Annotated in this window: 16 protein-coding genes; 12 read left to right on the forward strand and 4 right to left on the reverse strand. The window is 54.3% G+C overall.

The window, feature by feature from the left end; all coding sequences use genetic code 11:
- Positions 1–38: 38 nt before the first annotated feature.
- Positions 39–1,688, reverse strand: a complete 1,650-nt coding sequence (locus ACOSDR_RS13585; protein ID WP_420731606.1) for an adenylate/guanylate cyclase domain-containing protein — start codon at positions 1,686–1,688, stop codon at positions 39–41.
- 288 nt (positions 1,689–1,976) lie between these two features.
- Here ACOSDR_RS13585 and ACOSDR_RS13590 point away from each other — a divergent pair, with 288 nt between their 5' ends.
- The 6 genes from ACOSDR_RS13590 to mazG all read left to right on the forward strand — a co-directional run bounded on the left by ACOSDR_RS13590 (position 1,977) and on the right by mazG (position 10,512).
- On the forward strand, positions 1,977–2,828 hold the full coding sequence (locus ACOSDR_RS13590; RefSeq protein ID WP_420731607.1) for an outer membrane lipoprotein-sorting protein: 852 nt from the start codon (positions 1,977–1,979) through the stop codon (positions 2,826–2,828).
- Positions 2,829–2,875: 47 nt separating this feature from the next.
- A complete protein-coding gene (locus ACOSDR_RS13595) occupies positions 2,876–5,671 on the forward strand; it encodes an MMPL family transporter (protein WP_420731608.1) in 2,796 nt (931 codons plus the stop codon).
- Complete coding sequence (locus ACOSDR_RS13600) at positions 5,671–7,065, forward strand: hypothetical protein (protein ID WP_420724019.1); 1,395 nt, start codon at positions 5,671–5,673, stop codon at positions 7,063–7,065. The genes ACOSDR_RS13595 and ACOSDR_RS13600 overlap by 1 nt, the downstream gene beginning before the upstream one ends.
- A 223-nt stretch (positions 7,066–7,288) precedes the next feature.
- Positions 7,289–8,233 (forward strand): DMT family transporter, encoded by a 945-nt coding sequence (locus ACOSDR_RS13605; RefSeq protein ID WP_420724041.1) that lies wholly within the window; start codon positions 7,289–7,291, stop codon positions 8,231–8,233.
- Positions 8,234–8,335: 102 nt separating this feature from the next.
- Positions 8,336–9,703 carry a glutamine synthetase family protein gene (locus ACOSDR_RS13610; RefSeq protein ID WP_420724042.1) on the forward strand — a complete coding sequence of 456 codons (1,368 nt, stop codon included), beginning with the start codon at positions 8,336–8,338 and terminating at the stop codon, positions 9,701–9,703.
- A gap of 8 nt (positions 9,704–9,711) precedes the next feature.
- Entirely contained in the window at positions 9,712–10,512 is an 801-nt protein-coding gene (gene mazG, locus ACOSDR_RS13615; RefSeq protein WP_420731609.1) for a nucleoside triphosphate pyrophosphohydrolase, read from the forward strand.
- 206 nt (positions 10,513–10,718) lie between these two features.
- Here mazG and ACOSDR_RS13620 read toward each other — a convergent pair whose 3' ends face one another.
- The gene (locus ACOSDR_RS13620) at positions 10,719–10,877 is read right to left on the reverse strand and encodes a hypothetical protein (RefSeq protein WP_420731610.1); all 159 of its coding nucleotides are present in this window, start codon (positions 10,875–10,877) and stop codon (positions 10,719–10,721) included.
- A gap of 477 nt (positions 10,878–11,354) precedes the next feature.
- On the opposite strand from ACOSDR_RS13620, the gene ACOSDR_RS13625 reads away from it, so the two are divergent.
- Positions 11,355–13,001 (forward strand): autotransporter outer membrane beta-barrel domain-containing protein, encoded by a 1,647-nt coding sequence (locus ACOSDR_RS13625; RefSeq protein WP_420731611.1) that lies wholly within the window; start codon positions 11,355–11,357, stop codon positions 12,999–13,001.
- Positions 13,002–13,057: 56 nt separating this feature from the next.
- Here the strand turns inward: ACOSDR_RS13625 and ACOSDR_RS13630 are convergent, their stop codons facing one another.
- Positions 13,058–13,705, reverse strand: coding sequence for a glutathione S-transferase family protein (locus ACOSDR_RS13630; RefSeq protein WP_420731612.1), 648 nt, complete (start codon positions 13,703–13,705; stop codon positions 13,058–13,060).
- Between the two features lie 10 nt (positions 13,706–13,715).
- Positions 13,716–14,972 carry a divergent polysaccharide deacetylase family protein gene (locus tag ACOSDR_RS13635; RefSeq protein ID WP_420731613.1) on the reverse strand — a complete coding sequence of 419 codons (1,257 nt, stop codon included), beginning with the start codon at positions 14,970–14,972 and terminating at the stop codon, positions 13,716–13,718.
- Between the two features lie 978 nt (positions 14,973–15,950).
- On the opposite strand from ACOSDR_RS13635, the gene ACOSDR_RS13640 reads away from it, so the two are divergent.
- From ACOSDR_RS13640 to glp, 5 genes are read left to right on the forward strand one after another with little or no spacing between them, the layout of a single operon-like run.
- Positions 15,951–16,526: an anthranilate synthase component II gene (locus ACOSDR_RS13640; protein WP_420724048.1), complete on the forward strand. Its 576-nt coding sequence runs from the start codon at positions 15,951–15,953 to the stop codon at positions 16,524–16,526.
- An 11-nt stretch (positions 16,527–16,537) separates the two neighbouring features.
- Positions 16,538–17,587, forward strand: coding sequence for an anthranilate phosphoribosyltransferase (trpD, locus tag ACOSDR_RS13645; RefSeq protein ID WP_420731614.1), 1,050 nt, complete (start codon positions 16,538–16,540; stop codon positions 17,585–17,587).
- Positions 17,584–18,387, forward strand: a complete 804-nt coding sequence (gene trpC, locus ACOSDR_RS13650; RefSeq protein WP_420724050.1) for an indole-3-glycerol phosphate synthase TrpC — start codon at positions 17,584–17,586, stop codon at positions 18,385–18,387. The genes trpD and trpC overlap by 4 nt, the downstream gene beginning before the upstream one ends.
- Before the next feature lie 2 nt (positions 18,388–18,389).
- The gene (moaC, locus tag ACOSDR_RS13655) at positions 18,390–18,878 is read left to right on the forward strand and encodes a cyclic pyranopterin monophosphate synthase MoaC (protein WP_420724051.1); all 489 of its coding nucleotides are present in this window, start codon (positions 18,390–18,392) and stop codon (positions 18,876–18,878) included.
- Positions 18,878–20,098, forward strand: coding sequence for a gephyrin-like molybdotransferase Glp (glp, locus tag ACOSDR_RS13660; RefSeq protein ID WP_420731615.1), 1,221 nt, complete (start codon positions 18,878–18,880; stop codon positions 20,096–20,098). Before moaC ends, glp begins: the two co-directional genes overlap by 1 nt.
- Positions 20,099–20,165: the final 67 nt, after the last annotated feature.

Below are 20,165 nucleotides of genomic sequence, written 5' to 3' on the forward strand. Positions count from 1 at the left end.
GAAAAGCGCCCTCCATCGCTTGATGGGGGGCGCTTTGTTTAGAGGGGCAGGATGCGGTTCGGGTCCCGGATCGGGAAGAACACCACGGGTGCGGTTCGCCCCCGAACCGGCACTTCTGACCTTTCCAGGCCAGTTGTATCCATCCCCGCAGCCTGTGCGACTTCCTGAGAGAATATGACGGAAACATCATGGGTCTTGGTCAATCCTTCCAGGCGTGCGGCAATATTGATCGTATCGCCAATGGCGCTGGTGATTTGGGCGCGTGGCGGGCCCATGGCACCGACGATTGCCTCTCCATGATGCAGGCCGATGCCAACCCGCAGCGGGAAGGGAAGCTCACTGGCTAAAGATTTGTTCAGCGCTTCCAGCCGGTTCAGCATGGCCCGTGCCCCCTTAAGCGCGCTTCTTGCCCCATCCTCTTCAGTACCCATCAATCCGTATAGGGCCATTAACCCATCGCCATTGAATTGCGCATAATGGCCATTCGTTTCGGTGATTGCGCTGCTCATTTCTGAAAAGAACTGGTTCAGGATGAACAGAACATCATAAGGCAGCTTTTCTTCCGCCAGTTTTGTCGAGGCCCGAATGTCGATGAACAATGAGGTGACACGGCGTTCTTCCCCTTCCAGCCCGCCCAGTTGCTGGCCATCCTTGGCCGTAGCCGTTGGCGGCAGGAGAGGGGATATCCCCAGCGAGTCCTTTGGGCGGATCTGACAGGCCAACCGCACCCCTGCCATGGCCTTAATACGGGTCAGGGCGGTCAGTTCCAGCCCTTCCGGTGGTTCCAGAACATCGCCCCCTTCAAGAATCTTCACCCGACAGGTGGTGCATCGCCCGCGACCGCCACAGACTGCCGCATGCGGACGCCCGGACGAACGCAGCGCTTCCAGTGCCGTGGCGCCGGCAGGGACCGGTACTTTTGTGCCATCTGGCAGCAACAGGAGAATACGCGACTTCTGCTCCAGCACGGCACGCAGTTTTCGGGCACCAAAAGGCGCAACTCCCAACAGGGCCAATCCAAATGTTATTGGTGTGACAAGGGCTTGCAGGGGTTCAATGGCACTGCTGTTGTATCGGGCATTCTCCAGAATGGTGGAGATCATATGATCCCGGTCCAATTCGAACAGAATTTCAAAACCGGCGGATACATATCCTGCCAGAGACAAAACCGGCAGGATGATCGCGACGACGGTCAGCTCACGCTGCCAATTCTGATACCAGGGTTTCACCCGCAGCCACAGATACAAACCGATGCATCCATGCATCCAGGCCAAAACCAGTGTTATCGCCTGCAACACGCCCAAAACCGGGCTGGCGACCCATAATGCGGCGATGACATATTCATATGTGGGCTCAATCCCGGCAATTTCTTCCGCAACCCGCGTACCGATAATATGATTGACCATCAGCATTGGTATGACAAAGCCAGACAGAATCTGAGTGATTTCCAACCCGGTCAATTTCAGCGTCCGGCGTTTGTAGACACTCAAAAAAGCCACGGCGATATGGGTCACCATGGCGCTGATCAGTATAAAACTGCCCAAGGGTGTGCGCCAAATCTCCATAAGGATGTCGTGGGCGATCCCAAGTGCATCGAAGGAAATCAAACCAAAGGCGTGATTCAATAAATGACAGGACAAATATGCAAAAAGAACTGACCCGCTGAGGGCACGCAATCGCGCCTGCATACATTCAAAACCCTTAAAAGAGTTAGACGTTCACTTTAGTTTATCATGTTATTCGTATGTGTGTCTGAATCAGACAATAAGTCTAAGATTAAGTGAGCGGCCAGCCTTTTGGCTCGCCTATTTTTAGATATGAACAAATAAGAGCGCCAGTCGTTCATACTTGAAAACATCAATTGAAAACACATTCAATGTATTGAAACTATTAATATATTTCTCCTTAAGCCTTGGCTTCCAAGTGTGCTTTATGATAGTCAAAATAGAGTGAATGTCACAGTCTTGGGGAATTACGTGTTACAGGTATCTGGTTCGGTTTTTCGGTCGTTGTTTGTTTTCATTTTAGCAACGGTTTTCATTTTTTCGGCCCATGCAGATGATTTAAGCGGACGCCAGATCATGGACGAGGTTTCAGCCCGGCATGATCGACCGTTTGAATTTGAAGAGCAGGCGATGGTGCTGATCGATGACAGGGGCAACACAGAAAATCGTGAAGTTCGGCGATATGCCCGAGAATGGGAGAATGGCCTGTACCGATATCTGTTGGTATTTGATTCGCCTGCCGGGGTGCGCGGCGTTGCCTTGCTGACCTGGCAAAACAAAGGCGCCAGCGACGATCAATGGATGCACCTGCCAGCCTATGGACGGGAGATGAAGCGATCCGCAGATGGCGGCAAGCGCAATTACTTCATGGGAACCGATTTCGCCTTCGAAGATATGACATCCGAGGAACGGGAGAAATTCCGCTATGATCGGCAACCCGATGAAACTTTTGAAATAAAAGACGAAACTGGCGCAGTCCTGGATACGGTTGAAGGCTATGTCGTTGATGCCTATCCCAAAGACGAAGAACTGGCCAGTCAGACCGGATATCAATATCGTAGACTATATGTCAGTAAAGACCGCTTTTTCATTCGCCGGATTGATTTCTATGATCGGCGCGGGCGCTTCCTGAAAACTCAGTATTCCTGGGACATGGAACAGATAGAAGGCGATACCTGGCGCGCCAACCGGATCCTGATGGACAATGATAAGCTGAACCATCAAACCCTGATCCGGGTTAACAGCCGCGATCTGACCGAAGGCTCGGTCCCAGCCAGAATGTTTGAACAGCGTTGGGTGACATCAGGACGGCATTTGCGCTGACAATATCAAACTATTGAATTGTAACATTTTTCTGGGGCGTTTGCCAGATGCAGAAGTTTTTAACGTTTGGGGTGAACCATCGCGGCATAGCTATTGCCATAATCGCTGCAATCACGATCTTTTGCGGCTTTGGTCTGGATAAGCTGAGGATTGATACCAGCTTTGACAGCCTGATCAGTGATAATGATCCAACCAAACTGGTCTATGAACGAGTAAAAGAGGAGTTCGGCTCGGACAATACGACCATTGTCTATGTTAGGTCGTCAGATCTGTGGACGCAGGACCGTCTCGTCGCCCTGGAAGATATGCATTTCGCGCTGGAGGATTTGCCCTTTGTCCAGCGGGTCGACAGCCTTTTCACTGTGCGCAGTATTCGTGATCGCGATGGCATGATTGACTCGTCCACCGTCTTGGATGGTGTGCCGTTTGATGATGTGGAAATGCAGGCGGCCCGGGACAATGCGTTGTATTCCCCGCTGGTCGTCGGCAATTTTATCTCTGCCGATGGTTCCGTAACCGCGATTAATGTTACCATCATTAAAGACCCCGACAATCCTGATTTCGATCATTATGCCTATGGCGCGATCGATGCTGTGATCGCACCTTACGCGGATCAGTTTGAAGAGATATTTCAAGTCGGTCCACCACGGGTAAACGCCGATACCGAAATCGGCCTTATGTCGGATCTAAGTTTACTGGCCCCGCTGTCCCTGGGCGTGCTGACGGTTACCATTGTTTTGTTCCTGCGCAGTGGGCTTGCCCTGGTCTTTCCGGTGATCACATCGGCGATCAGTCTGGTCTGGGGCTTCGGGTTGATGGGGTATTTTGGTATTCCCATCAATATCTTATCGGCCATGCTTCCCTCCCTGGTTATTGTTATCGGGTCGACAGAAGACACCCATATGCTCTCGACCTATCTGAACGGTATCAATGCGGGCGATAAAAAGGGGACCGGGGCGGAAAAACGGCGCTATGCGGTTCTGTTTCTGATCCGGCATTTGGGCCTGCCGCTGGTCCTGACGGCGGTTACAACAACCCTTGGCTTTGCCGCAAATTCCTTTGCGGATATGGGATTGATGCGCAATTTTGCCTATGCGGCATCGATAGCGATTGCCGCCAATGGGGTTATCACCCTGATGCTGGTGCCGTCGTTGCTGTCACTCTTTGGGCCATTGCGCAGCAGATTGCACAACACTTCCCCCAATCAAGAGGCTGTTGATCCAGAGGAAGAAGGATATCGCGGGCTTATCGGGGCCATTCTGAAACTGTGCTATGCCGCGGCGCGCCATCCGCGCTATGTCATCGGGGGAACGATTGTTCTAACGGTCTTCTTTGGGATTTTTGCCTTTCAGACAAAGGTTTCCAATGATCCGATTGCGTTCTTCAAGCCCAAGCACCCTCTTGTCCAGGACGTCAACACGCTGGCTGAGACACTGTCGGGGATGGAGATTTTCTATATCAACCTGTCTTCGACCAAGCCTGATGCGTTCCGCAATCCGGAAAACCTGCGCCGATTGGCAGATATCAAAGACTATATCTTGCGGGACGGGCGGTTTGATACTGCCTTGTCGATTGCCGATCATCTATCCCTGGTGAACCGGGAATTCCATGGTGGCGATGCCGATATGATGGTTGTTCCCGATACGATAGCACTGGTGGATCAATATCTTCTGTTCTTCCAACGGGCCGATCTGGAAAACTATATCAGCCATGATTTTGAACGGGCCAATATGGTCGTGCGCCATAACATCCATAACAGCCATGATTTGAAACAGGCCTTGGTGGATCTGGATCGGGAAGTACGGCGGATCGCAGGGCCTGATTTGACCGTCAATCTGGTTGGTCAAAACCTGATGATCAATAACGCCGCTGATGATCTGATCGCAGCCCAGGTTCAGTCTGTCGGCCTGTTGCTGCTGGTGATATTCATCATCATGTCCATCGTTTACAGCTCTCTGGTCGGTGGATTTCTCTCTCTGGTGCCAAATATTTTACCGATTATTGCGGTATTGGGGATTATGGGCCTGTTTGGCATTCCCTTGAATCCAGGAACCGCCACTGTGGCGGTAATTGCAATCGGGATAGCGATTGATGACACCATTCACCTGCTGTCATCCTATACTCATGAAAGCCTGCGCACGGCTGATCGCGGGTTGGCTGTTCGCCGAACGGTGAGGGGGCAGGCGGTGCCGGCGATCTCAACCTCTATCGCCTTGGCGGCGGGATTTCTTGTGTTGAGCGGGTCAAGTTTCTCCATCATCTGGCAATTTGGTGCGCTATCGGCCATTGCTATGATCGTTGCCATGATCGCCGATTTGATCGTTACACCGGTCTTGATGTCCATGGTGCGCCTGGTCGGATTGTACGAGATATTGACGCTGAAGGTCGGGAAGGACGTGCTGACCAACAGCCCGTTATTCACCAATATGACGTCCTATCAAATCCGGAAGGCTATCTTGTTGTCTGAACTTGTTCCCTTTAAAGCGGGTGACCGGTTGTTGGAGCAAGGGACGATTGGCCGGGATTTATATGTAATCCTGTCTGGATCAGCAGCTGTCACCCTGGATCATCGCCACGGCCATACCGAACTGGACACATTGGCGGAAGGGGCCGTTCTGGGTGAGGTTGGATTTGTTACGCAGCAGCAAAGAACGGCAAATGTTGATGCTGTAACCGACGGCGAGATGCTGCGCCTGAATGCCGATACGGTTCAAAAGAACATGCGTCTATATCCCCATATCGCCAACAAACTGAACATGAATATTGCCCGCATTCTGGGAATGCGGCTTGCCAGCACGTCCAACCGTCTGTCGCGATATGAGAAGCAGGAAGGGCTGACATAGTGATAGATAAATCCGCACTTTCTCGTGGCCTTGCGGTGGTTGTTTCCGGTCTGACCTGTGTCGGAATTCAGGGCGGTGCCGCGGTAGCGGAGCAGGGGGCAGAGGCCTCCCTTCTGGGGCAGGTTCTGGAAAACGCGACCTACGAGTCAAAGACGGTCATGACGGCCTTTCCCCGGGCCGTTCATCAGGCGGATTCCAGCGGGATTGAGGATGAACCGGTCGAGGCGTGGACCCATCTGAGTTTAGACAGCACGACCTTTCTGGATGATTATTGGACTTTTGGCCTGGGGGTGGAGGCTTTGGCGTCAACCTATCGCGGCGCGGAAAGGGGGGCTTTCAGTGCGCCTGGTGTCCGTAAAGGCCATGGCCGCTATGTCGATTTAAGCCGCATGACCCTATCGTATCTGGGCGATACGGTTGAGGTTCTGGCGGGCAAGGATGCTATCCCAATCGGACTGGCCGAAATTTACTCTCCAACCGATCTATATGGCGCTGAAAATACGGCCAATCCCCAGCAACCCGTCGACTATGGCGTCTGGCAATTGCGCACCGATCTGTATGTCGGCAGTGATCGATTGACCGGCATCATTCTGCCAATTGAAGAAAGTGCCCCAGGCCCCGCTGAACATTCGCGCTGGAATGGCCCGAACGGGTCTGGTGGGTCGGACTTCGCCAATTTGAACATCACCGGACTGCCACTCGGCATTTCGCCTGAAATCGTTGATGATTACCGGGATAGCACGCCATCCAACTGGAGTTATCTGCTGCAGTATAAAGGCACGGCAACGAATCTTGATTACTTCATAACTGCTTACAACGGGGTTGGTCCTTATCCGGTTTTGAAGAACCCAGCTTCAGGACAATTCAATCCCTATACAAAGGTATATCCCACCGTATCGATTGCCTCTGCAGGCAGCGCGCTGGTTCAGGGATCCTGGAAGTTCTATGGCGAAGGTCTGGCATATTGGGCAGAAGAAGATACCGATGATGATTTTGCACGCGCGTTGATCGGTGCGAAATATCGCGAAACCCAATTTGCGAATTCAATCGGCTGGAAAGAGATCACGCCAATTATTGAATATTCAAAAGAATGGCGGTTCGGTCTTCAGGATCATCCAGATTACAATACATCCTCGAAAGAGGCGCGACCCAACCCGAATAATGTCCTGATGTCGCTGACAGTTGAAGCGAACGATGAATGGAAGTTTGGGGGCATGCACGGTCATTCCTTAAAAGACTGGGATTCCACCAGCCAGGTTTTTGCGCGCTATCAACCCAACGATAATTTATGGACAATGATTTCCTTTGTTGAATATCACGGGAATGAAGGCACTCAGTTTGGGCGCTATGACAGGAACGACAACGTTTCTTTGACGGTGAATTATAGTTTCTAGTCCTCAATACGTTTCTTAGAAAAAGTGGATAATTGATTGAATTATAATGTATATTCTGTTTTGTTTTGTATTTATATATTTTCCATAATATACATTATCACGATTAATATAAAGAGATACGTGGAAGAGTCGGCCACTGCCTTGCGCCACCCTCTTGCCAATAAAACGGAAACCAACTACGCCGTTAAGCATACAAGGTATCCTGCGATCAGAAACGGACGTCATGACAAACACATCAACCCGGCCCTCGGATCACAGCGTCCCTGATCAGCAGGTATTGGGCATTGTGCTGATCCTGGCGTCCAACGTGATCATGGCGCTGGGCGATGCGCTGATAAAATATGTTAGCGCCGATCTGACGATCTGGCAGATATTTGTCGTCCGGTCTGTTTTCGCGTTTTGTTGTCTGGGCGCCTTTGCCTATTGGAACAGAGGCCCGGTCGCGCCCAGGCACTATGGCTGGGTTCTGTTACGCAGCCTGTTCCTGGTATTGACCTGGTTGTCATTCTACGCCTCCCTTCCCGTTCTAAACCTCTCTCTGGCCGCCGTGGTGATTTACACCAATGTGATCTTCACAACGCTTTTGTCTGCGGTGCTGTTCAAAGAGCGCGTTTCCGTCAAACAATGGCTGGGCGTTCTGTCCGGATTTGTCGGCGTCGCAATAATCTTACGGCCCGGCACCGACAGTTTCTCCTGGTTCGTCCTGATGCCCTTGGCGGGCGCATTGTGTTATTCCTTAGCCAGCCTTGTGACGCGCCATAAATGCCAGGGGGAACGCGCCCTCACCCTCGCCGCATCTCTGCATGTCTCTTTCATCTTCATTGGGGCGCTGGCGACGGTTCTGATTGCAGCGATTGGTGTCACTGACACGGTTAGAGACTTTTCCTACTTTCTGTTTGGCAGTTGGACACCCCTGACAATGAATGCCTGGGGTATCATGGCGCTGTTAGGGCTGTTATCGGCGTCTTTCTCCCTAGGGGTGGCGCGGGCCTATCAGGTCGCCCCCTCCCAGATCATCGCCACATTTGACTATAGCTATCTGGTTTTTGCCGCCGTCTGGGGGTTCCTGTTCTTCGCAGAAATCCCTTCGATCACAACTCTCATCGGGATGGCTGTCATTACTTTCGCAGGTGTTCTGGTTTCAGGCCGAACCAGGCCCCGCGCTTAAAGTCAGCACGGAATAGGCAATCAAGTCTGGACTAGGCCTCGACGGGTTTGATCATTCTCCCTAAACTGACCAAAAGCTGACATTGTGAATGGGTCATTTCCTATGCCAAAGCCTATCAGAGTGAAAGAAGTTGAAGACTTTCTGTCCACCCATCCCGACACGAAATATATAGATGCGTTTATCTTTGATCTGTGCGGATTTCCCCTGGGAAAGCGCTATCCGATCCAGGATATCGACAAGCTGTATGCAGATGGACTGACGATGTGTGCGGCGGTGTCGCTGTTGGATGCGACGGGCAATACCAGCGACCCGATGGGGCTTGGCGTCTCGGATGGGGACCCGGATGCGCTGGCCCTACCCATCCCGGGCACGTTAGCCCCGGTTGCCTGGGCATCAGAGCCCACAGCACAGGTTCTGCTGGAAATGCGCCGGCCCCAGACAGGCGATATTGTCCCGTTCGAGCCACGCCAGATTCTGCGTCGCGTTGTGGATCGCTTTGCGGACCTGGACATCACACCGGTCGTCGCACTGGAACTGGAATTCTATCTGATCGATATGGACAGAGCGGAAGATGGCGGGCCCCTGCCCGTTAAATCCCCGCTGAATGGCCGCCCGGCCCGGGCCAATCAGGTTTATAGCATTGAGGCATTGGAAGAATATGCCGAGATCCTGACGGCGATTACCGATGCCTGTGCCTTACAAGGTGTCCCCGCCTCTATCGCGTCGGGTGAGTTTGCCCCTGGGCAGTTTGAATTGAACCTGACTCATGTGGCTGATGCTATGGCGGCCGCTGATCATGCCTGCCTGCTGCGGCGTACCGTGCGCGCCGTGGCACGGACTTTTGGCATGGAAGCGACCTTTCTGTCCAAACCCTTCCTGGAAGAGTCCGGTTCCGGCCTGCATGTCCATATGAGCTTCTGTGACAAGGATGGGCATAACATCTTCCACGAAGAAACGGACACGGATGAAATCCAGATGCGCCGGGCCATGGCGGGATTACAGGCCGCAATGCCGGAATCCATGGCGATCTTTGCGCCCAATCTGAATGCGTTCCGACGGTTCGCGCCCAACCTGTTTGTGCCGGTCACACTAGATTGGGGCTATGACAACCGATCTGTCGCCTTCCGCATTCCATCCGGACGGGGACAGGCCAAAAGGATTGAACACCGGGTCGCGGGCGCGGATGCCAATCCCTATCTGGCGCTGGCCAGTGTTCTGGCAGGCGTTCATCATGGCCTATCGAACAAGTTGGAGCCGATCAGTGAGGCACGCGCGGGCAATGCCGGCGAAGAGGTCGACCCGCGCCTGCCATTGACGATTTGGCACGCTCTGGAGCGATTGGAGGATGCACCCATTCTCAATGACTATCTGGGGGCGGATTATGTACAGATGTACAAAACCGTGAAAGAGAATGAATTTAAAGACCTGCTGTCTGCCGCCCTGCCCCGTGAATATGACTGGTATCTGTAAGGAACCCCATGACCGACACATCCAATATTGATCGCCTGTTGGCGGTCATGGCCAGATTGCGCGATCCCAACGGCGGCTGTCCCTGGGATCTGCAACAGGACTTTACCAGCATTGCCCCCTACACGATCGAGGAAGCCTATGAGGTCGCAGACGCGATCGAGCGCGGCGACCGCAATGACCTTAAGGACGAACTGGGCGATCTGTTGCTGCAGGTCGTGTTCCATGCCCGCATGGCACAGGAGGAAGGCAGCTTCGATTTTGATGCGGTCGCAGGCGCGATCACGGACAAGATGATCCGCCGTCATCCGCATGTCTTTGGAACAGATGGCGCGGATACACCTGACAAGGTCAAGGCAAGCTGGGAGGAAACCAAGGCTGTGGAGCGTGCCGAAAAAGGCCAAGATGACAGCGCCCTGTCCGGGGTGGCCCGCGCCCTTCCCGCCCTGATCCGCGCAGAGAAACTCTCCAAGCGCGCGGCACGGGTCGGCTTCACATGGTCAGAGCCCCGCGAAGTCTTCCGCGATCTGGAGGAGGAAGTCGATGAGTTAAAAGAGGTTATCGCTGAAGGCGGCGATCCCGACCGGCTGGAGGACGAAATGGGCGATATCCTGTTCGTCGCTGCCAATCTGGCCCGCATGCTGAAAGTTGATCCCGAAAAAGCCCTGGCCCGCACCAACCGAAAGTTCGAAATGCGATTCCGCGCGATAGAAGCCGCCGTCGCAGCGGAGGGCAAACGCGTCGAAGATGTCCCCCTGGCAGAACTGGACCGCCATTGGAACGCCGCAAAAGGTGTGGAGAAGAAGTCTTAGAGGGCTTGTTGTTTCTTACACGTCTTCAAAACCAAAAAACGCCCCGCATTCGGAATGGGATGGGACGATAAGACGGTCATTGTGACGATTGAAGCGCACTTGATTCCGCTTGAACAGGTTTTCGACCGCCCCTAAATTATCGACGTCGAATATCAACCCTCTATGTCGCAGTTCCGTGTCGCCCAGGGTTTGTTCTATGCCATATTCTATTGCGATATGATCCGGCGTTCGGACGGAAACACGACCATATAGGTCCCAAAGGGGTGAACACCATTTGGCGTAACGGTAAACCCCATTCGCTGATACCGTTCCCGGGCCAAATCCAGACTTACCGCGATCAGCACGTAAAGATCAATTAAACGCATAATACTCGATTTTCAGTTTAATAATGAGTTTGCAGGTCTCATCTTTAATCATAATTGATCCCCTATAAAAATTCTCATTATATCATATACAACTTTATATATATTTATAAAAATGAGCTTCTCCAGCACTGACAACGGAATGCTCCAGAGAAACCCGATGCTCGTTACAAGGCATCAAACGATAAATTTTTGTTTTAATTGACATTCTTCTTGAAGCGCTTCATTAAAATATTCAATCACTGAGATTTTGGGGTGGGCGCTTCAATACACGTTTAGATCGGTATTATTGTGTTAAAGAACATTATTGCCTTGAAAACGTGGACTCGAAAACTCGGCTGTGCATTTGCCTTTTTTGGTCTTTCACTGCCTTTGGTCAACAGTGCCTTCGCAATCAGCGCTGGGTGCACTGCTTGGAATGTGACAAACCCCAACAACGACGGCTTATTAGCCACCAACGTAGCTTTTAGCGCCTGGGAAGTGGCCAAGATCACATTCACACATAATTCCGGCGCATCGCCAAACAATTATACCTACACCTATACGGACAACAATAACGCCGCCAATTCTCGCTCCGCCACGGCGGGAAGCACCACCACCGGCGAAACCGTCACCCTCACCATCCAAATCCCAGCTGATACAACAGACGGTCGGCTTTTTTGGAATGCCTCCGGCACAACCGCGCTTTACAGCTTTACTGGGAACTGTGTTGCCGGAACAGAACCGGTCATCAAGGCATCAACATCTTCCGCCAGCACCACAGCAGCCGTTATCAGCGCTGTCTCGCGATCCCAAACCACGGTTATTCAACGGAACATCGCGTCGCGCGTCTCATCGGCAATCAGTACTGACAACAATTCCAGCACGGATAACGTACAACGCCCTCCCCCTTCAATGCGCGAAACCGGCACCCATCGTACCGGCCTGACTGGCGCCACCGCCAGTGATGATCCTGATAGCATCACCGACCGCAACGAGGCGTTGCGGCTGATGGCAATGATGGGCAGCTTTGATAGTTCCACTGGTCATGGCATGAACATGCTTGGTCTTGGCCCTGCAGACCCGGGAAATAATGGTGATATTGGCGGGGTCAGCGACATTGATGGGCGATCCGCATTGCAAAGTGAATCGCCCTTCACAGTGTGGGGTCATGGATCCTTTACCTCGGTCGAGAGTAACTATGTCAATGGCGCAACGAACAACAGCTATGACGGCGATGTCTGGGGCTACAGTGTTGGGCTGGATTACAAATTCGCCGATGCCCTGATAGCGGGCCTGTCACTTGGCTACACCGATACTGATCTGAGTACGGCCTTCAACAATGGCAGCTATAAGGAAACCGGTTGGACCGCATCGCCCTATGTCATTTATCGTCCGATGCCAAACCTGAACATCGTCGCTGAAGCCGGGTATGGCATTGGTGACATTGGTGTTACACGAGGGAATAGTACGACCTTCGGCACGACAGAATCTGACATGTGGTATGCGGCACTTAGCACATCCTATCGGATCCAGGCGCATGACACTCTGCCGGTATCCCTGACACCGTCAATGGCCTTCATTGCCGCCCGTAAAACCGTTGATGGCTATCGCGAAAGTGACGGTACGGCGGTTGGCGAAACAACGTCCAACACCCGCCAGATCAAACCGGCCATTGAGGCCGCCTATAGATTCACGCCCACTCAAAGCCTGACCATAACGCCATTCCTTGAAACTGGCCTGATTTATGATTTTACCGATGAAACCAACAATGACAAAAACGCGTTCAATATCGGCGGCGGGGTTCGCCTTTTCGAAAGCGCCATAGGGCTCAATGCTGCCCTCGAAGGCAGTTATCTTGCCGGGCGATCCGATTACACCCAATACACCATCGGCGGAACCATCACCTATGGCTTTGCTCTAACAAATCAAGACGGACAACAAGTGGGCATTCTCACACCGTCCTTCTCAAGCGACCTGAACGAATATGGCAATCAGCGACTGCAGGCAGGTGTTGGTTTTGACAGAGGCCGTTTCTCAAGTCAGGTCGCGGTAGAACATATGATGTCGGGCATCAGTGACGCTGACAATGCTGCGCCAATTGCCGGGGACAGTCGCGTTTCGGTGCGCATGTCGATGCCCTTCTAAACATGGGGCATTACCATGATGTCACACGAACCACCCCTTAAAACATCTCCTTCAATTTATGAATCGGGTTGCAGAAAAACATCATAGGACACCATGACATGCGCCTGATAGGCGGGGCGTTCGGTCAGGCGGGCATAATAGCGGGCAATATTTGGTAAGTCGGTGCGGTCAATATCGATATCGAAATACCGATACAGGACATGGCCGAAATGGATATCGGCAAGGGTCAAGCTGTCCCCGACCAGAAAGGCCTGATCTTTTAGTCTTGCATCCGCGATAACCAGTTTTTCTTCCAGAGCGGCGACAGATTGGTGAATGGCCATAGGGTCGACTTGGTCCTTTGGCGTGCGGATCAGACGCCAGAAGATCGGGACAGTAAAGCCCATGGCGACATTGATTTTGGACCATTCGGCCCATCGGTCCACCTCTGTCCGGGCCAGCAATTCCTTGGGCCAGAAGGCGTTGTCTGCATAACGCGTGGCCAGATAGCGCAAGATCGCTCCAGTTTCCCACAGTGGCGGATTTGTCCCATCCTGCAACACGGGAATGGCGCGATTAGGATTGAGTTGAAAGAACGCGTCGGTATCGGTGCCGCCAAAATTATGGCCGATGTCATGGCGTTCATAGGCAAGGCCCAGCTCCCCGATGCACCACATTAGGGCTTGGACATTTGATGAGGTCTTTCGACCCCAGACGGTTAACATTGTTCAATTCCTAACTGCGTGGCGAGATTTGTTGCAGGCGCACAATGGTGGAGACCGGGACAAGTTGAAATCCCTGTTCACGTGCTGTCTTCATCCATTCTGACACAACCGCCAATGTTTCGGGATGCGGGTGACCAATGGCGATGGCATAGCCTTGGCGCTTGGCAGTCTCTTCAACCCGGCTTAACTGCTTGCGGATCGCATCGGTATCGATTGTGTTGTCCAGAAACACATCCCGCACGGCGTATGGCATCCCCAGCGCGGCGGCAGTGCTGTATCCTTTAGAGTCCGAGGTTGTAACTGAATCGACGAAAATCAAACCGCGTCGCTTTAATTCGCTCAGGACAAGGCGCATCCCCTCCGAATCCGCCGTGAAACGGCTGCCCATATGATTGTTGATCCCGACATAGCCGGAAAACTGGGAAAGGCCCCAATCCAGTCGTCGCAGGATTTCCTGGGGTCCCAATTCCTTTTGTAATGCATTGGGGCCGGGATCAACGCCAAGGTCCAGCGGAGCCATGGGCATATGAACCAGAATTTCATGTCCCCTTTGGCGCGCTGCGGAAACCATTTCCTGTAAATGATGACCATAGGTCAGAAACGCCAGGGTCAGCGGTGCTGGCAGATTGATTGCCTCCCTGCTGTGCGCCTGATCAATGCCCAGATCATCAAAAATCAGGGCGATCATGGGCATACCGGGAATGGGCGTCAGTGGGACGGCATTGGCAAGCCAGGTATCTGGATCCGCCATCGGACCGGGAGGCGCCAAAGCGGGCGCGTCGGGCAATCCGTTTTCAGAGTTTCGGTTCTCTGGGGCCGCGGGTTCCGGTACAGATAGCTCCGGGGCTGGCACTGGCGCGGCGGGTGCAGGAATCGGGGTGACCAGGGCAGGTTTTTCTGCCTGTTTTGGGGCCTCATTCGGGTCCGGGCGCAATGCTTCTGGTTGGTTTGCCAGACTTTCTTCATACAGTCGTTTCGCGGTTTCTGACCCCTGTACGATGACAGGTAAAGGCGGGCCTTTGGGCAGGGTCGCTTCGTCAATATCGTTCTGATTGATCTGAACCGTGGATTGGGGAGATGGCACGGTTTCAGAGGGGCCCAACCATAAACCCAAGCCGGTCCCCACCAGGATGCCAATAACCAAAACCCCGCCGACAACGGCGCTGTAGAGAAACCGGGTTGTCCGGAACCAAGGCAGACGATGCGCTGCGTGATGAATGCGCGCGCCAGACGCCCCCTTGCCTTTTTTTCTTGAAGCTGTCGCCATAAGGCTTTTCCAAAATCTGTGCCTGGCCAAGAATGCCAGATGCCGTGGTCGCTGAGTCTAAAGCCGAAGGATGAATAAAGGCAAGGCGCGGACATCTGATCCCGTCCGACCCTAAGGTCAAGCCCCTTCGCGCAGGCGGGTATCCAGGGCCACACGCATCAATCGCGCCTGCCGCCCTGGACCCCGGATCACGTCCGGGGTGACGATGCTGATGATGGATACGCCGATACCGCCCCTCCTCAGGATGAAATCTGTGAGGGTGGTGAGAATATAGACACATAAAACGTGCACTCACCCTGAGGAGCGCAGCGCCTCGAAGGGTGCCTTTCTGCAAGCACCCCCCCTCCCCGTCATGCCCCCGCGCAGGCGGGTATCCGGGGCCACACGCATCAATCGCGCCTGCCGCTCTGGACCCCGGATCACGTCCGGGGTGACGATGCTGATGATGGATACGCCGATACAGCCCCTCCTCAGGATGAAATCTGTGCGGGTGGTGAGAATGTGGACACATAAAACGTGCACTCACCCTGAGGAGCGCAGCGTCTCGACGGGTGCTTTTCTGCACGCACCGCCCCCTCCCCGTCATATCCTCGCAGGCGGGCATCCAGGGCCACACGCACACTTTGAGCCTGCCGCTCTGGACCCCGGATCACGTCCGGGGTGACGATTCTGATAATGGATACGCCGATGCAGCACCTCCTCAGGATGAGACCTGTGAGGGGGGTGAGAATGTGGACACATAAAACGTGCACTCACCCTGAGGAGCGCAGCGTCTCGAAGGGTGCCTTTCTGCAAGCACCACCCCCTCCGCGTCCTTGGCGCCTCCTCAGCGCTCTCTGCGGTTACTCTTTACAGCTCAGACAGGGCGTTGGGGCCGATCCTTTGCCAGATGTCTTTTCCCATGCCGGAACGCTTGCTATAACGCGAACATCTTATCACTTGTGGGCCGATAGGTCCTTACCCGCTCGGATTGGGCCTATGTATCTCTTGATCGATAACTATGACAGCTTCACCTACAATCTGGTCCATTTTTTGGGCGATCTGGGGGCGGAGTGTGAGGTATATCGCAACGACAGGATTGATGTTGAAACGGCGATCGGTCTGAAGCCGCAAGGCATTGTCATTTCGCCTGGCCCCTGCGATCCGCCAAAGGCTGGCATCTGCCTGGACTTGATCAAGGCGGCGGCAGAAAACAATGTGCCTTTGATGGGGGTCTGCCTGGGGCACCAATCCATCGGCTACGCTTATGGTGCGACGGTTGAGCGCGGCCCTGCCCCCATGCATGGCAAGGTCTCTGAAGTCTCTCATACCGGGCAAGGTTTGTTTGAAGGCCTGCCGGATCGGCTGAAGGCAACGCGCTATCACAGCCTTGTCGTGTCGGAACGGGATTTACCGGACTGTTTTACCGTGACCGCGCGCACCGATGATGGCGTGATCATGGGCATGGAGCATAAAACCTATCCATTGCACGGCGTGCAATTTCATCCAGAAAGCATTGCGTCGGAACATGGTCATGAGATATTGGCCAATTTCCTGAAAAGAACGCGGAATTAGGGGGATTTGGCATGGCAGCCGACCTGCAGGATATGAAACAACTGATCGGGAAAGTCGTTGGCGGCGAAACCCTGACCGTGCCAGAGGCAGAGCGCGCGTTTGACATTATCATGTCGGGCGACGCGACCCCGTCCCAGATGGGCGGATTCCTGGCGGCCCTGCGCCTGCGCGGTGAAACCGTGGAGGAAATCACTGGGGCGGCACGGACCATGCGCGCCAAGGTGTCGCGTATTCATGCGCCGGATAATGCCATGGATATCGTCGGAACGGGCGGCGACAAGCTGGGAACACTGAATGTCTCGACCGCTGCGGCCCTGGTCGTTGCGGGGTGTGGTGTGCCCATTGCCAAACACGGCAATCGTGCCGCCTCCTCCAAATCAGGCACAGCGGATGCGTTGGGCCAGTTGGGTGTCGATCTGGATTGTCCCTTCCCCAATATCGAACGGGCCATCAAGGAAGCGGGCATTGGATTCATGATTGCCCCGCGCCACCACGGGGCGATGCGCAATGTCATGCCGACCCGGGTGGAACTGGGCGTTCCCACAATTTTCAACATTTTGGGGCCCTTATCCAATCCGGCCTTGGTGAAGCGCTATCTGATCGGCTGTTTCCGTCCTGAATTTATTGAAAAAATGGCAGAAACCCTGGGAGATTTGGGGGCAGAGCGCGCCTGGGTCGTGCATGGGCACAGCGGTATGGACGAGATCAGCACGACCGGCCCTACTCGGGTCGCCTCGCTGGAAAACGGGAAAGTCACCACATTTGACATCTCCCCAGCGGACATTGGCTTGCCGGTCGCGGCGTTGAACGACCTGCTGGGTGGCACGCCGGAGCATAATGCGGGGGCCATCACGGCCTTACTGGACGGGACGCCGTCGGCCTATCGTGATATTGTGGTCTTTAATGCAGCGGCTGCATTGCTGATTGCTGGTAAGGCCAAAGATTTGAAAGACGGCGCGACACAAGCGGCCGATAGCATCGATTCAGGCCGTGCCAGACAGGTGCTGACAACCCTTGTGGCTGTTACCAATGATTATCCAAAAGAGGGAAAAGCCGGATGAGCGACGTCCTGGCCAAAATCTGTGCTGACAAGCGCAACCATATCAAGGCCCGCAAAAAGGCTGTGCCAGAGGCGGATATTCGTGCCCAGGCCGAAACCGCCCCTGCACCGCGCGGATTCGCTGAAGCATTGAGGAAAAAGGTTGCGGCGGGTGACTATGCGCTGATTGCCGAAATCAAGAAGGCATCGCCGTCCAAGGGGCTGATACGGGCTGATTTTGCGCCTGCTGCCCTGGCCCGGGCTTATCAGAAAGGCGGTGCGGCCTGTCTGTCCATCCTGACGGACGAACCCTATTTCCAGGGTAAGGATCAGTATCTCAGCGCAGCCCGCATGGCCGTGACCCTTCCGGTTCTGCGCAAGGATTTCATGCTGGACCCCTATCAGGTCTATGAATCGCGCGCCTTGGGGGCCGATTGCATCCTGCTGATTATGGCAGCCCTGACGGACAAGGTTGCGATTGAATTGGAAACCCTGGCCCATGAACTGGGTATGGATGTCCTGATCGAAGTCCATAATGAGGAAGAAATGCAGCGTGCCTTGCAGCTAAAGTCCCCTCTTCTCGGCATAAATAACCGCAATCTCAAAACTTTAGAGGTGGATCTTAAAGTTACTGAGGAACTGTCTGAAATGGTACCTGAGGGCAAGGTTCTTGTGGCGGAAAGTGGTTTATACGGCCCGGCTGATCTGGCACGGATGGAGAAAGTCGGCGCGATGCGCTTTCTGGTTGGCGAATCTCTGATGCGTCAGGACGACGTGACGGCTGCTACGCTGGCCCTGTTGACCCGTGCACAGGCAGCCTGACCATGGCAGAACTGACCCATTTTGACGCGAACGGCAATGCGGTGATGGTCGATGTCTCCGACAAGGGGGAGACCGAACGCACAGCAACGGCCCGTGGTCTGGTGCGCATGGCGCCGGAAACCCTGGCGACGATCAAGGAGGGCCGCGTGAAAAAGGGCGATCCCCTGACCGTCGCGCAATTGGCAGGCATTATGGGGGCAAAGCGCACGCCGGACTTAATCCCGCTGTGTCATCCCCTTGCCCTGACATCGGTAAAGGTTTTCCTGAGCCTGGATGAGGAGATTTCTGGGGTCAGGATTGAAGCCACGGCGAAGCTGAAAGGCCGAACCGGTGTGGAAATGGAGGCCCTGACTGCGGTGTCCGTGGCCGCACTGACCGTCTATGATATGGTCAAGGCGATTGATAAGGCGATGCAAATTACAGATATCCATCTGGTTCATAAAGCGGGGGGCAAATCAGGCGAGTATCGGGTTGCGGAGACAAATTCCTGATGATTTCCGTCGCTGAGGCCCGTGAACGCATTCGGTCAGCCCTGACGCCGGTTGGGATTGAAACCATATCACTGGATCAGGCGCTTGGCCGGGTCACGGCCTCTCCTTTGCTGGCGCGTCGCACGCAGCCTCCTAAGGACGTATCTGCCATGGATGGCTATGCGGTGCGTGGCGCGGATGTCCAGACGGTGCCGGTATCGCTGAAAGTCGTTGCGGAGGTTGCAGCAGGCGCATCTTATGAAACAGAGGTGCCTGCCGGTCATTGTGTGCGGATTTTTACCGGTGCCCCCCTGCCCGCCGGCACCGATACGATCGTCATTCAGGAAGACGCGGATGCGGACGAACAGACCGGCACCGTCACCATCCGGGAAGGCGCGCGGATAGGCACCTATGTGCGCAAGGCCGGGTTGGATTTTGCCCAAGGCGATGAGTTAATACCCGCAGGCTATCGCCTGACCGCGCGGGATATTGGCACAATCGCCGGAATGAACATTCCCTGGCTGTCGGTATATCGTAAACCCCGCATTGCGATCCTCTCGACGGGAAATGAAATTGCCATGCCGGGCGATCCGCTGGGACCCAATCAGATTGTCAGTTCCAATGGACCCGCCCTGGCGGCTGCGATTACAGCGGCAGGCGGTGCACCAACGCTGCTGCCCATTGCGGCGGATAATCCGGAGGCGCTGAAAGCCCTGGCTCATCATGCCGCCGGTCATGACCTGCTGTTGACGACGGGGGGCGCCTCGGTCGGTAAGCATGATCTTGTCGGCAGTGTGTTGCAGGATGTCGGCCTGAAGCTGGATTTCTGGAAGATTGCTATGCGACCCGGCAAGCCCCTGATGTTTGGCCTGTTAAACGAAATGCCGATGTTGGGGTTACCGGGCAATCCGGTCTCTGCGCTGGTCTGCTTTCTGTTGTTTGGACAGTCTGCCCTGGCGCGCCTTGCCGGCATGAAAGATACAGACCCGGCCTTCGAAACAGCGCGTTTGGGCGTTGAACTTGGCCAGAACGATCAGCGGGAAGATTACATGCGCGCAACCCTGCGACGCGATTCGGATGGTTTTCTGGTGGCGGAGCCTTTTCAGCGTCAGGACAGTTCCATGATGCGCCGTCTGGCAGCGGCGGATTGCCTGGTGCGACGCCTGCCACATGCTCCTCCGGCAGTAATGGGGCAACCGGTTGAAATCATGCTGTTTTCTGGTGGGTATCTTAGCTTTTAGGGGAACATATACCCGCTAAAGAGAACATATGTTCTAATTTTACCCCTTGACACAGAGTGCGAACAAA

This window comes from Hwanghaeella sp. 1Z406, assembly GCF_048892425.1.
Taxonomy (GTDB): Bacteria; Pseudomonadota; Alphaproteobacteria; order UBA8366; family Aestuariispiraceae; genus Pacificispira.